Origin of the sequence: Pseudomonas sp. NPDC087358 (genome assembly GCF_044900785.1) — a bacterium.
Taxonomy (GTDB): Bacteria; Pseudomonadota; Gammaproteobacteria; order Pseudomonadales; family Pseudomonadaceae; genus Aquipseudomonas.
Genome location: NZ_JBJDOA010000006.1, coordinates 405,694 through 419,246 on the forward strand (window position 1 = coordinate 405,694; position 13,553 = coordinate 419,246).

At 59.2% G+C, this 13,553-nt stretch carries 8 protein-coding genes; 3 read left to right on the plus strand and 5 right to left on the minus strand.

Annotated features, from left to right (window positions below; all coding sequences use genetic code 11):
* Positions 1-4: 4 nt before the first annotated feature.
* Both ACI2KS_RS17020 and ACI2KS_RS17025 read right to left on the minus strand, forming a co-directional pair.
* Complete coding sequence (locus tag ACI2KS_RS17020; protein WP_404622150.1) at positions 5-862, minus strand: MaoC family dehydratase; 858 nt, start codon at positions 860-862, stop codon at positions 5-7.
* A gap of 79 nt (positions 863-941) precedes the next feature.
* Positions 942-2,294 (minus strand): 3-oxoacyl-ACP reductase, encoded by a 1,353-nt coding sequence (locus ACI2KS_RS17025; RefSeq protein WP_404622151.1) that lies wholly within the window; start codon positions 2,292-2,294, stop codon positions 942-944.
* Between the two features lie 207 nt (positions 2,295-2,501).
* Here ACI2KS_RS17025 and ACI2KS_RS17030 point away from each other — a divergent pair, with 207 nt between their 5' ends.
* Positions 2,502-3,779 (plus strand): acetyl-CoA C-acetyltransferase, encoded by a 1,278-nt coding sequence (locus ACI2KS_RS17030; protein ID WP_404622152.1) that lies wholly within the window; start codon positions 2,502-2,504, stop codon positions 3,777-3,779.
* A gap of 372 nt (positions 3,780-4,151) precedes the next feature.
* Complete coding sequence (locus ACI2KS_RS17035) at positions 4,152-4,958, plus strand: AraC family transcriptional regulator (protein WP_404622153.1); 807 nt, start codon at positions 4,152-4,154, stop codon at positions 4,956-4,958.
* Between the two features lie 79 nt (positions 4,959-5,037).
* On the opposite strand, the gene ACI2KS_RS17040 is transcribed toward ACI2KS_RS17035, so the two are convergent.
* The 3 genes from ACI2KS_RS17040 to ACI2KS_RS17050 all read right to left on the minus strand — a co-directional run bounded on the left by ACI2KS_RS17040 (position 5,038) and on the right by ACI2KS_RS17050 (position 10,321).
* Positions 5,038-5,886, minus strand: coding sequence for a hypothetical protein (locus ACI2KS_RS17040; protein WP_404622154.1), 849 nt, complete (start codon positions 5,884-5,886; stop codon positions 5,038-5,040).
* A gap of 41 nt (positions 5,887-5,927) precedes the next feature.
* On the minus strand, positions 5,928-8,198 hold the full coding sequence (locus ACI2KS_RS17045) for a hypothetical protein (RefSeq protein WP_404622155.1): 2,271 nt from the start codon (positions 8,196-8,198) through the stop codon (positions 5,928-5,930).
* Between the two features lie 113 nt (positions 8,199-8,311).
* On the minus strand, positions 8,312-10,321 hold the full coding sequence (locus ACI2KS_RS17050; protein ID WP_404622156.1) for a hypothetical protein: 2,010 nt from the start codon (positions 10,319-10,321) through the stop codon (positions 8,312-8,314).
* Positions 10,322-10,792: 471 nt separating this feature from the next.
* On the opposite strand from ACI2KS_RS17050, the gene ACI2KS_RS17055 reads away from it, so the two are divergent.
* Positions 10,793-13,348, plus strand: coding sequence for an autotransporter outer membrane beta-barrel domain-containing protein (locus ACI2KS_RS17055; protein ID WP_404622157.1), 2,556 nt, complete (start codon positions 10,793-10,795; stop codon positions 13,346-13,348).
* Positions 13,349-13,553 lie beyond the last annotated feature (205 nt).

Below are 13,553 nucleotides of genomic sequence, written 5' to 3' on the forward strand. Positions count from 1 at the left end.
CTTGCTACTCAGCAGCCGGCTGCCAACTCCCGATCATGTGCACGATCCCTTCCTTGCCCTGGACCTTGAGTTGTCCATGTGAGCCTGCAGCGCTGGCGGACAGTGTCAGTTCGCTGGGCAGGCGCACGGGTTTGTGGAATTCCACCGAGATGTCCACATTCGAGGCGGGCAAATGGTCTTCCAGCGCGGCGAGGGTGCGGCTTTTTATCCACAGGCCGTGGGCGATGGCCTTGGGGAATCCGAACAGTTTGGCGCTGGCGTCGCTCAAGTGAATCGGGTTGTAGTCGCCGCTGACCCGGGCGTATTGGCGCCCGATGTCGGACGGCGCATACCAGGTCGCCAGTTCGGTCATCGCCATCGGCGCCGGTTCATAGGCGCCTTCGGTCTCCCCCTGGATCTCTACGCCTCGGCACAGCATGGTGCTGTCTTCCTCCCAGAGCAGGCCCAGGGCATCCTCGATCTGGGTAATCAGGCTGAAGGTCGCGCCCTTGGCATGTGGCTTGAGGTTGGCCACGCGCACACTGACTTGGGCCTTGATCACATTGCCCAGCGGCCGACGAATGCTGATCCGGTTGTTCACATGCACCAGCCCGAGCAGAGGAAAGGGAAAGTCCTTGTCGGTCAGCAATTTCATCTGTAGCGCAAATGCCAGCACGTGTGGATAGGTCGGCGGCAGCAAGCTGCCCGGGATAAAACCGCACACCTTGGCAAACCCGTTGACCTTGTCAGGGTCCACCGACACCCAGCAACGCAGACCCTGATCAGGCAGCTGCGTACCGCTGACTTTACGCCGCAGCGCCGCCTGCATGAACAGGCCCGGCAGGGCCGGTGGGGAGTCCAGATAACGCCAGTGTGCACTCATCGAGCTTCTCCTGTGTCACCGCTTTGGGGTTGCTGGGGTTGCCAGCGTTTGTGCCTCTGGAGCCTCTGGCGTGAAACGCTCAGGCACCGATCACGCTTTGTCCGCAGACCCGCAGCACCTGCCCGCTGACGGACCCTGTACCTGCCTGACTCAGCCACGCCACCGCCTCGGCCACATCCTGCGGCAGGCCGCCCTGGCCCAGCGAACTCATGCGGCGTCCGGCTTCACGCAGCGCGAAGGGCATGTGGGCGGTCATGCTGGTTTCGATGAAACCGGGAGCGACGGCATTGATGCTGATTCCGCGTTCCTTGAGCGACGGCGCCATGGCCCGCGCCAACCCGATCAGCCCGGCCTTGCTGGTGGTGTAGTTGGTCTGCCCGCGATTGCCAGCCAGACCGCTGATCGAGGCCATGAGGATCACGCTGCCGTTGTCGTGCAGGACGCCGCTGTCGATCAGCGCCTGGGTCAGGACCTGGGGTGCATTGAGATTGACGTTGAGCACCGAATCCCAGAAGTCGGCGGTCATGTTGGCCAAGGTCTTGTCGCGGGTGATCCCTGCGTTGTGGACCACGATGTCCAGTCCGCCGGGAATATGTTCGATCAGCTGCGCTGCGGCATCCGGGGCGCATATGTCCAGCACCAGCGCCTGGCCGCCCAGTCGAGCGGCCAGTGCTTCGAGATCGGACCTGGCTTGCGGCACGTCCAGCAAAACGATTTCGGCGCCGTCGCGAGCCAGGGTTTCGGCGATCGCTGCACCGATGCCACGCGCCGCGCCGGTCACCAGCGCCTTGCGTCCGGCCAGTGGGCGGCTCCAGTCCTGGACCTTGGCAACGCAGGCGCTCAAACGAATGACCTGCCCGGAAATGAACGCGCTCTTGGGCGACAGAAAGAAGCGCAGAGCGCCTTCGAGTTGATCCTCTGCGCCTTCTTCTACCTGCAACAGCTGGACCGTGCCGCCGTTGCGCATCTCCTTGGCCAGCGAGCGGCTGAAACCCTCGAGCGCCTGCTGGGTACTGGCCGCCAGCGGGTCGCTCAACGTGTCTGGCGCACGGGCCAGAATCACGATGTGTGCGCTGTGTTCAAGGCTGCGCAGCACTGGCTGGAAGAACGTGCGCAGTTGGCTCAGTTGCGCGGTCTGCAACAACGTACTGGCATCGAACACCACCGCTTTGATCTTCGAGCCCTCCGAGGTCCATGGATGGGCGCCGCTGACCTCTGCACCGAAACTGAACAGCAAGTCGGTCATGCGCGGGGCAAAGCCGCTGACCTGCTCCGCCAGAGGGCCGCCGCCGAGCAGCAAGGCACCTTCGACCGGCCGCAGACGACCCGCCTGCCAGCGTTCCAGACGTGCGGGAGCCGGTAGGCCCACAGCGCCCACCAAGCGGCGTCCGATGTCGGAATTGGCGAAGTCGATGTAGCGATCAGATGCCATGGAACACTCTCCTTGAGTCTAGGTTCAAAGCAATGGACCACACTGAGCTGCAGAAAGTCCTACGCTGTCTGGCGATGAACTACCTGTAGCAGTCCGGTTTGCTGGCAGTGGCGTTGGCCAGATCCCCACCGCCAGCAAGCCGGACGGCTACAGGACCGATGTTCCGGTCTGCTGTTTGCCAAACCTGAAGAAGAAAGGGAGTTTTCAATGAATCAGACACGCCGCGTGGCCATTATCGGCGGTAATCGCATCCCGTTCGCCCGCTCCAACGGCGCGTACGCCACTGCCAGCAACCAGGACATGCTGACCGCCGCGCTGGAAGGCCTGATCGAGCGCTTCAATCTGCACGGGCTGCGCATGGGGGAGGTAGCGGCCGGTGCGGTGCTCAAGCATTCGCGGGATTTCAACCTGACCCGTGAATGCGTCCTGGGCTCGCGTCTGTCGCCGCAGACGCCGGCCTACGACATCCAGCAAGCCTGCGGCACCGGCCTTGAAGCCGCGCTGCTGGTGGCCAACAAAATTGCCCTGGGGCAGATCGAGTGCGGCATCGCTGGCGGCGTCGATACCACGTCCGACGCGCCTATCGGTGTCAACGAGGATCTGCGCCAGATCCTGTTGCAGGTCAATCGCAGCAAGACCACCGCCGACAAGTTCAAGGCGCTGACGCAACTGCGCCCGCACAATCTCAAGCCCGAGTTGCCACGCAACGGTGAGCCGCGCACCGGCTTGTCAATGGGTCAGCATTGCGAATTGATGGCGCAGACGTGGCAGATCCCGCGCGATGCTCAGGATCAGCTGGCGCTGGAAAGTCATCAGCAAATGGCCGCCGCTTACGCCCAGGGCTGGCAGGACGATTTGCTCACGCCGTTTCTGGGTCTGACCCGGGACAATAATCTGCGCGTGGATGCCACGCTGGAGAAGCTCGCCTCGCTCAAGCCCGCCTATGAGCGCAGTGCCAGGGGCACGCTCACCGCCGGTAACTCGACGCCGCTCACCGACGGCGCTTCGTTGGTGCTGTTGGCCAGCGAGGACTGGGCACGGGAACGTGGTCTGCCGGTGCTGGCTTACTGGCGCGATGGTGAAGCCGCCGCAGTGGACTTTGTACGTGGCGAAGAAGGGTTGCTGATGGCGCCGGTCTACGCCGTGCCGCGCTTGCTGGCGCGCAATGGTCTGACCCTGCAGGACTTCGACTATTACGAGATTCACGAAGCATTCGCGGCGCAGGTGCTGTGTACCTTGAAGGCCTGGGAAGACCCTGAGTACTGCAAATCCCGGCTGGGGCTCGATGCGCCGCTGGGCTCAATTGATCGCAGCAAGCTCAACGTCAAGGGCAGCTCGCTTGCCGCGGGCCATCCGTTTGCAGCAACGGGAGGGCGAATCGTGGCCAATCTGGCGAAACTGCTCAGCGTGGCAGGGCAGGGGCGCGGATTGATTTCCATCTGTGCGGCAGGCGGGCAGGGGGTTACGGCGATTATCGAGCGCTGAGGGTTTCAAGTGGTGAACGGCACGCCGATGTCGATTCTGGCCGCAGGCCGTGGCAGCCCCGCTTGCCGGCGGTATCGATCTTGAGGGCGCTACCGCCGGCAAGCCGGACGGCCACAGGGGTGCACAGGAAACTGTAGGAGTGAGCTTGCCGGCGGTATCGATCTTGAGGGCGTTACCGCCGGCAAGCCGGACTGTTGCAGGAGGTGCACAGGAAACTGTAGGAGTGAGCTTGCTCGCGATTGCGACGGGTCTGCCACTTCAAGTTTCCGTATGTAGCGCTTTCCCGTGCAGACTCACCGCCACCGGGCTGCCCTCTGGATCATGGGTGAGCCAGCCCCGTACACTGCCGCTTCACCAGACAAGGCCCGCCCATTGCCCAGCAACGGACACATCTCCCCCCGCAGCCCGGATACCCGGCGGGTCATTCCCACCCTGACGGATCTGCCACGTCCTCTCTTTGCCCGGGCCGAGAGTCTGAGCGCGGGCTCCTGGACGCCAACGCATCGTCACGACTGGGTGCAGTTTTCCTACGCGATCAGCGGGGTTCTGGGGGTGCATACCGAGCAGGGCAGCTTCTTTGCGCCGCCGCAATGGGGGGTGTGGATTCCGGCCGGGCTGGATCATGAAGTGGTCACCTCGACCCGCGCCGAAATGCGCAGCCTGTATGTGCGCACCCAGGACTCGCTGTGGGCGCCGGATCGCTGCCGAGTGCTGGAAGTCACGCCGCTGGCCCGGGAACTGATCAAGGCGTTCTGCCTGTTGCCTGCCGATTATCCACAGCAATCCAGCCACGAATCGCGCCTGGTGCAGGTGCTGCTCGATCAGCTGGCGAGTCTGCCAGAGGTCGGTTTCTCGTTGCCGCTGCCTCGTCACGCCCGATTGTTGGCGCTGTGCAACGAACTGGTCGAAGAGCCGGCCCAGGCAATCACCCTGAGCGATTGGGCGCAGCGCTTGAACATGTCGGAAAAAACCCTGATGCGCCTGTTTCAACGCGAGACCGGCCTGAGCTTTCGTGGCTGGCGGCAACGGGCGCGACTGCTGGCCTCGCTCAACGCATTGGAGGAGGGCGAGAGCGTGACCCGTACCGCGCTCAATTGTGGCTACGATTCAACGTCGGCGTTCATTGCGGCATTCAAAGGATTGTTTGGCTTTACGCCGGGAGAGTTGTTCAGAGGGTGAACCTGAATGATCATGCGAGCCGGCTGGTCAGCCCATCCATGACTTAGGCTGATCAGCTCGTTACTCTTGGCCATCACCTTTAGGCAAAGGTCACCGTTCCCGCAACCGTTACAGTGGTATCCGTGGTCGTCCCTCCGTTGGGGACTTCGCCCTTGGAGTCCTGCACACTGGTGATCGCGACCGCGACGACTACAGGCGCCTGTTCAACGGTGTAGGTCTTGACCGGAAACGGCTGGCGGGTGACGCCGTTGTCGAACGAGACTTCCACCACCAGTTTCAATGGTGAGCCATTGGTCAGGGTTTGCAGGTAGCTCAACGGGATTTTTGTGCTCTGCGTACCCGTGCTGGTGATCTTGAAACCCTGCCATGCGGGCAGATCGAGGTTGGAGGATCCCTCCAGCTTCAGCCACAGCATCTGTCCCACGGCAATCAGGGGCCATGGGGCGAGTGTCACGTCGGCATCGGCGGTCAAGGCGCTCACGTCCAGGTCTTCACCCGAAGCTTGTGTGATCTGCGGTGCCTGGAGCTGATCCGCCGGAATCGGTAACACTTTCAGATTCAAAATGGTTGAAAGCGCTATGCCACTCGCGCGCCTCACAGCGTAAACCACCAGAACATCTCTTCCTATAGCCGCCGCGACACGCTCTACCGGTACGTTGAAGATCAGGGGTGAAGAAACGCCCCACTGCTGTTCAAACGTGTCGTCCCTGTCGAACCGCAACCCGATCAAGTCACCCGCTGACATTGAGTCGTACTTCACAATCACTTTTACCCCTTCTCGACCCTGGATCGGGTCGAGTTGGCCGGTTGGGGCTTCTTCAACCGTCGGCGCGGGGAATTCGTCGTTTTGTATGAACACCCCGCCTGCACCGGCTTTAGCGAGGGCGTCGGCTATTTGTTCTTTTTGCTCTGCAGTTATCTGGGTCATGTTGATCTTCCCTGTATTGAGTTTGTGAATGAAGCCGGGGGTCAGACTTCAAGCACGAACCGGTCCCACAGCGTCCAGTCGCTGCGGTTGGTAATCTCTAGATATTTGATGCGACTGCCTGTACTCGCGTAGCGAACTTGCTGATTCAATACCGCTGGCAGCTGTCGAACCTCCAGCTCGCCTCTGTTTACGTCCAGATAACGAACCGTCACAGCGTTGGCTATTACACCGTGCACGTTGAAAGTGAGTGAAAGGCACTCGGTATCGAGCTCGATCAAGATCGTCTGATCACCGATATCTGCTCGGCTGACATGCAATACCGGGAGGGCGAACATCTCCTGGTCAACTTCGGGAGTCAGTTCATCGATCTGAGGAAATCCGACTTGCCCTGCGCCTGAAACGAACTGGATGCGGGTGTACTGCGTGTTGATCGATTGACCAGAGCCGATCAGGTAGGCGTTATGCTCGGTGAAGTCATCAACCAGTTCGCTAGGGCCTGCGGGCCTGATATTCAATTCCAGACTGGCAGAGGTTCGCGTACTGCCGTCCAGCTCCACCGTGTAATACACCTGCACGGTTTTACCGAGGTTGGCCTCGACATGACTCTTGGCCAGCTGAAAAGGAATTTCCCTGCCATTCCAGTTAGCGGGAATGGTGAGGCTGTCGGTATAGGGTGGCACGCCAGCCCAATGCACCGTTACCAACTCGTCGGGCAGCATCGGTGTGTAGTTGACCCGCATCATCGTGCCGTTAACAGGCACTTTGTCAGGATCCAGGAGATTTCCCTCGGCATAATCCACCACGGGCCTCGGAAGTTGACTGCTGGCACTTCTGACCTGCAGCCTGGTGATAGGCGATTGAGATACCGGGCGGTCGCTTTTGGTCAGTGTGTAGCTGATCTCCACTCGGCCATTGACCAAAGGGTCGATGAAGGCCCTGCCGATAACCCGGTCAATCGGTACGCCGGCGTTGTTGCCGGTGACGAGAATGTCAAACGTCTCGACCAGCGGAGCGTCTTGTGCCGTCGTGCCGTTCCACGTCAATAGAATCCTGTCCCCGGCCGCGATCAATTCACTTGCCGCGATGCGCAAGGTTGCGCCAGTGCCAGGCAGGGTTTCCGGATCCAGCACCGTGCCCGTGACCTCCAGTACGACCGGAGCAGGCAGACGTTGCACCTCACCAATCACCGGAACGTTGGCCCGCCGAGAGTACCGGACCGTCCCACCCACTGACGTGACCGAGTAACGTATGGTCGCGTAGCCGGAAGCGATCAGCTTGACCTGCGGATTGGGGATGTCAAAGCTGAGCGTCCAGCCGATATCTCCCTTAACCACCTCATGGTTGAACTCCAAAGGGGGCAGGGCTGTGCCCTCGGCAGTAAATCCACTCCAGATCAGCTGCACTTTATCGCCGATCTCCATGAAGAGCCGTGGGGCATCGGACAGTGGAGTGACCAGTACATAGGCAGATGTGTTGTTATCGAACTGATACGCAGGGATCATCACCTGCAGGTCGCTGTCGCCCAGTAGCTCCAGGACAACCTGGCCATCGACCACGCCTCTCCCGCTGGCCCGGGGAGCCTGCAGGAAGCTGTCGCCCACTTCGACGTCTGTGTCTGTTTGCAGAGAGAACTTCGACCAATTGTTGACCCGGTCGCGGATCTGATAGCGCACGATCACCTCGCCCGCGCTGTCTTCGAGTTCCTTGCGTGTCACGATGAAGGTCACGGCCTTGTTCGGCTCCACGGCCGCAGAGGGCCTCAAACGCTGCCCGCCCCATGCCAGGGTTACGGTGTCGTCAGCGTCCATATTTTCATAGACAGGGACCGTGACCGTCAGGCTTTGGGTCTGGTCATCGATGATTTCAGGAATACCTTGAAGCAGAGGCAAATTCTCGTTGATGTATGGGGTGCCCGAGTCTGGGTCGACGCCGCCAGGTCGAGAGGTTTTCACCCGAACCTTCAGGTCCGGCGATTGCTCCGTGGCGCCGCCGATGGCTGAGGTGACCTCATAGTTGACCACCTGCTCACCGTCGGCAAAGTCGATGATCTCGACTGCCTTGACCATGAAGGTGACAAACCGGGTCGCCAGGGCCGTATCATCGACGATGGTCGAGAGAAGGGGTTTATTCTCCCAATAGAGGTCGATACGGTCGTTCAGTCCTATTTCATCCCCAGGGGGAAGGAGCACTTGTACAACGATCGAGGCCTCGGGATCGTCGTACAGGTCGGTCCAGTTCAAGCCCCCGTTAGCCTCTGTAGAGGGGATTTTGGGAGCCGGTAACGCGAAACGTGTAATAACCGGGTCGTTCACGGAATACTCCTTATTCCTTATGTCCTTATAAATAAACGCTGCAGACATAGAGCGGGTGTTTGAATGGGCCGCGATGGCTGCAGCCCATTCGTTACGCCGCCAACAGTCGTTTCCTATGACGGAATGTTTGAACAGTCGGGCTGGGATGGAAACTTGACGTCGCAGTACGCGCCCGCGACCGTCGATTGTGCCGGGCCTTTGCCGTTGGTAAAGACCACGTACGCTTCCACACGCCCGCGACTGCAGATTGCAATGTGATACCGCGCCGGGACCTGGAAGGTGTATCCCTCCTCGGTGGTGAAGTCTGCAGCCTGCAACACGTGTGTAGGTTCGTACGCAGCCTCTGGAATCAGCGTCCCTGCGACAAGGTCGTCGTAACCACTGAAGAACAGCTGCACGGTATCGCCAGGGCTGACATTGTCGTACATGACCTTCGTCTTTACCGGGTTGTAGCGGCCTCCTTCAGGACCTATCAGCTCAGCTTGACCAATTGCGCCGTTTCCATTCAGGACCGTGAATACCGGCGGGTCGATGACTCCGCTACCGGGCAACTCGTCCGGGCCGGTCACGCTCACCTCAGTGGGCGGCGCGAACGCGGTGTTCGCAACGGGGGGTCGTGTATCGGTCAAGCGTTTGATGACGTACGTCACCTTGATTTCGGTGCCAGAGCCTTCCGCCTGCACGGTGGCTGTCGGGACTGTCAGGACCAGATCCTTGGCAGCGGTCAGATCCTGCTGGGTAATTTTATGGCTGATGGGCAACATGGTCTGTGCACCCCAGGTCACTACGATCTCATCGTCGAGCTCGTAGATATCTTCGCCATCGACGTCCAGCCAGGAAATAATGACGCGAGCGTCCTCCTCATAGTCTTCAGGTGGAATGACATTGTCTTCGCCGGGCGCAGGGGGGTCGCCGGCGCCTGCACTGCGAGCAATCAAGGGCAGCAGGTTTTCGTTGATGGGTGTTTCCGGGTCTGGGTCGGGGCCGCCGGGAATCGTGAGGTCAACGGTGACCTCGTTGACCTCGGATATGCCAAGGGAAGTGCCATTTCGAAACACTTCGAAAGTGACCTGGACTTTGCCTTTAGAGGTTTCCTGGACCACCAGCGAGTAATCGAGCTCTACAGTGATGAAAGGGTCCTCACCCAGATCGTCTTCTTCGAGTTTATGCCTCTCGGATGTCTGGCTTCCCCAGTGCACCACGATCTCGTCGCCAACCTGGGCCAGGTCATACGCAGTGATTCCGACTCTGGTCCCTGCCCTTGCTTCGGCCTCGTCGAGAAAATCAGGGTCAGCTTGCGGCACCGTGGGGGCCGGGATTTCGGTTGGCGTGGTGTGCAGCTGGACATTAAGGATGTAGGTAGTGGAGCCAGCAAAGTTTCCAGCCTTATCGGTGACTTTATAGGAGAAAGACTTCGGCCCGTTACCCACCTCTTCGAGGTGCGATTCCGTATAAGCGAGATTGAGGAACCCCTCCTCGGGGTCAGGGTCAACTCTCAGCTCTTCCGGCTCGCCGGGCGTCAGTTCGATCCACAGTTCAATTTTATCGCCGCGTGCGATGCCTTCGTAGTGGGCCAACTGAACGTGGAGGAGCCCGTCGACGATGTCAGAATCCATAATCGTATTGCTGGCAACGACTTGCGGCGGGAATATCAGCAGCGGCAATGCTCCGCCGCCGGGGGCTACGGTATCGACGCGTACAGTGCGTAGGGGCGACCAGTCATTGACGCCTCCGGGAAACGAGCTGGCTCTGACCCTGAGGATATAAGTGCCGTGGAGGAGCAATATCTTAGGCACAAACAGCTTGAATATCGTGTCGGGGTCAGCGGCTTCTGCTGGCGTGACTACGTATTGCACACCTACTAAATCCGGATCTTCGGGTTCGTTCGGGTCGTCTGGGTGGAACTCTTTCCAGGCCACTTGAAGACGCATTTGTTGTTCGACCCCATTCCACCAGGGCACGTTGATTTCCAGATCCTCACCCAGTGCGGTGATGGGCAACAGCCCATCGTAGCCAGGTATTGCTTCCCGTATGGTCGGCGGTGGTACAAACACTGAGGGTGTGCCCAACGTGGCGATGCCGCAGACGCCGCGTCTAAGTACGCGACTTTTAAGACTGCTCATATATCTCTCCATGATTTACCAGTAATAGACGGTCCGGTGCGTATGGTCCTGGTGTTCCTATTACCGTTGATAATTGTAGGGTAATCGTGTTTTCCCCAGATTTACCCAGCGCGCGTTGCACTCCGGCTGATTAAGCGCATTGCTTTCAGACGAAGGTCGACCGATGACGTAGCCACTCCGCACTTTTTTATAATGAAACAGTGGGCTGTGCCGTGCCCTTAGTACCACCCTAGCAGCAATAGGGCTTATCAAACATTACCCGCTAGAATTTTTCGCGATTAGTGCGCGTCGTGTTATTGCGGCAAGCGAAAACCGTTGCAGGTGAGGAGGCATGTGCGGTTTAACTAATGTGTGCAACTTTTAATGATTCGCTATAAGTGCTGTTTTTTTTATTGCGAATGGACGGCTAGGTGAGTAACAGTCAGATATTTCTTGCAGATCAATAGGAAATATCCTACACATTAATTTCTGATGTCCTCGGATAATGCATGCCATTTCTATTATTGGATTAGGGCAGGTACAACTATGTGTTTAAAGTTTCCGCGATCGACAGTGGCGCTTTCAGTAGGCTTGGCGTTAGTTATGATTCAACAACAGGCGACAGCACGCCCACTCAATGGCTCCAGAGAAACATTAGAGCCTGGGGCACCCGTTGAAACCTGGACGCTCATTAATGGAGCTGCGCTTACCGTCAACGGGGCGACGACCGCCGCCATCAGTGCATCCAGTGGCTCAACCGTCAATCTGAATGCCAACTCGCTGGTTCAGTCAAATGGTGTGGGCGTGGCCCTCAACCAGTCCACCGCGGTTATCGACCGAGCACGAATAGAAAGCACAGGGAACTACGGGCTCTTTTTGAATACCAACCTGGCGGGCACGCGCGGCACGGTCGCCACGGTATCCGACAGCACAATCATTGGTCAGGATCGTGGGGTAAGCGTCGCGGCGGGTGATGTAAGTCTTTCCGGGACGACCGTGCAGGGAAACAGTGCGGGCGGGGCAGGGTTTTTGAACGGCGGTATCGGAGTCGCGCTGTTCAACGCAAACGCCACAATCTCAAACCAGAGCAATATCACGGGTGAGCAGAATGGCATCCTGGTGAGCCCTGACTCTTCGCTGCCAAGCCAATTGAGCACCATTGTGGTCGACAATTCGTCGGTAACGGGCACCAACGGCAGCGCGATCATTGTTGGCTCCTTTCGCGACTCCCTGACTTCCTCGGCTGACATCAGGATCCAGAACGGCTCTACGCTCAATGGCGGTAATGGCGTCATTCTCGAGGTTGCCAATAACTCCAGCGCCGATATCACCGTTGACAACAGCCGCCTGACGGGCGACGTACTCATCGGCGACGGATCGACAGCAGCGCTGATGCTGCAGAACAATGCGGGTGTGTCGGGTAATATCACCAACGTTGCCAATGTGCGCCTTGACACAAACTCTTCAGTCTCGGGAAACATCATCCGGGTCGATACGCTCGACATCGCCAATGGCTCCAGCGTCACCGGCAATATTCTCGATGCAGCGAATCTCACCGTAAGCGGGAACTCGACCGCAGCGGGCGCCATCAGCCGCGTCGGTACGTTCAACGTTGCAACGGGTTCCAATATCAGCGCCGCTGTCAGCGATGTGCAGAACTTCAACGTTTCCGGTGCCTCGCAGCTCAGCGGCAGCCTCGCCAACGTCATCCACCTGAATCTGGACAACTCCACCTGGATTACCCCCGATGGCCAGGGTGTCAGCAACCTGAACATGAACGCCGGTACGGTCAAGCTTGGCGCCGGCGATGGCACGTTCCAGACGCTCAACCTCGATACCCTGTCCGGCAATGGGCGATTCATCATGGACACCAATCTGGGCGGTCGGGAGGGGGATCTGCTGAGCGTTTCAGGCCAGGCAAGCGGCAATTACGAGTTACAGGTCAAGAACACGGGTATCGATCCGGTCAAGGGCGGCCCTGACCAACAGGTCGTGCATACCGGCACCGGCAGCAGCGCCGGCTTCAGTCTGGCAGGAGGCCAGGTCGACTTCGGTACGTTCGCTTACGAGCTTGAGCAGCGTGAGGGGACCGACTGGTATCTGGTGCAAAAATTCGACGACGAAGGCAACCCGATCGTGACCCCGGGTACCGAGTCGGTGATCGGCCTGTTCAGTGCGGCACCCACAGTCTGGTACGGCGAGCTCAGCACCTTGCGCAGTCGTATGGGCGAGCTGCGCTATGGCGAAGCCCAGGGCGGTGCGTGGACCCGCGCCTATGGCAACAAATACAACATGTCCGCCGCCGGTGGCACGGCGTATCAGCAGAATCAGCGCGGTATTTCCTTCGGTGCCGACGCGCCGCTACCGGTTGCCGACGGGCAGTGGCTGGTGGGCGTGCTGGCCGGTTATAGCCGTTCTGACCTGGACATCGCCGCCGGCACGTCGGGGCATGTGGACAGTTACTACCTCGGCGCTTACACCACTTGGTTGTCCGACACTGGCTACTACGTGGATGCGGTGCTCAAGGCCAACCGTTTCAAGAACGCTTCCGACGTGCGCATGAGCGATGGCACCAAGACCGATGGCAACTACAACACCAATGGTATTGGGGCCTCGGTCGAGGCGGGCAAACACATCAAGCTCCAGGACGACTGGTTCGTGGAACCCTTCGGGCAGGTTTCTTCCCTCTGGGTGCAAGGAGAAAGCTACTCGCTGGACAACGGCATGCAAGCGAGCAGCAATAAAGCCGACTCGTTTCTTGGCAAAGTCGGTACTACCGTCGGTCGTAACTTCCCGCTGGACAAAGGCGGCTACGTCCAACCCTACGTGAAGGTTGCGATGGCTCATGAATTCGCCAAAAGCAATCGGGTCAAGGTCAACGACAACACCTTCAGCAACGATCTGTCGGGCAGTCGCGGCGAACTGGGCGCCGGTATCGCCGCACAGTTGACCGACGTGCTTCAGTTGCACGCCGATGTCGAATACAGCAACGGGCAGAACATTGAACAACCCTGGGGCATGAACGTCGGCCTGCGCTACAGCTGGTAATCAGGAGGGATCATTTGCGGTAATGAAAAAGGGCCCTGCGAGGCCCTTTTTTGCGTCGTGACACAGCAAGCCATTCCCGAGTTGGGCGCCATGGGTCGATATATCCGCTAACAGCTGATGTGGCCCTGATCATTGGGATTGAACTATGCTGCGGCCCGGCATGAAAGATGCTTGGGTCAACGCGGGGAACGTATGACCTGCAACT

What these genes read in the sequence shown, in the direction of transcription:
- ACI2KS_RS17020 (WP_404622150.1), bottom strand. Translation starts at nt 862, where the DNA reads ATGAGTGCACACTGGCGTTATCTGGACTCCCCACCGGCCCTGCCGGGC.
- ACI2KS_RS17025 (WP_404622151.1), bottom strand. Translation starts at nt 2,294, where the DNA reads ATGGCATCTGATCGCTACATCGACTTCGCCAATTCCGACATCGGACGC.
- ACI2KS_RS17030 (WP_404622152.1), top strand. Translation starts at nt 2,502, where the DNA reads ATGAATCAGACACGCCGCGTGGCCATTATCGGCGGTAATCGCATCCCG.
- ACI2KS_RS17040 (WP_404622154.1), bottom strand. Translation starts at nt 5,886, where the DNA reads ATGACCCAGATAACTGCAGAGCAAAAAGAACAAATAGCCGACGCCCTC.
- ACI2KS_RS17050 (WP_404622156.1), bottom strand. Translation starts at nt 10,321, where the DNA reads ATGAGCAGTCTTAAAAGTCGCGTACTTAGACGCGGCGTCTGCGGCATC.
- ACI2KS_RS17055 (WP_404622157.1), top strand. Translation starts at nt 10,793, where the DNA reads ATGTCCTCGGATAATGCATGCCATTTCTATTATTGGATTAGGGCAGGT.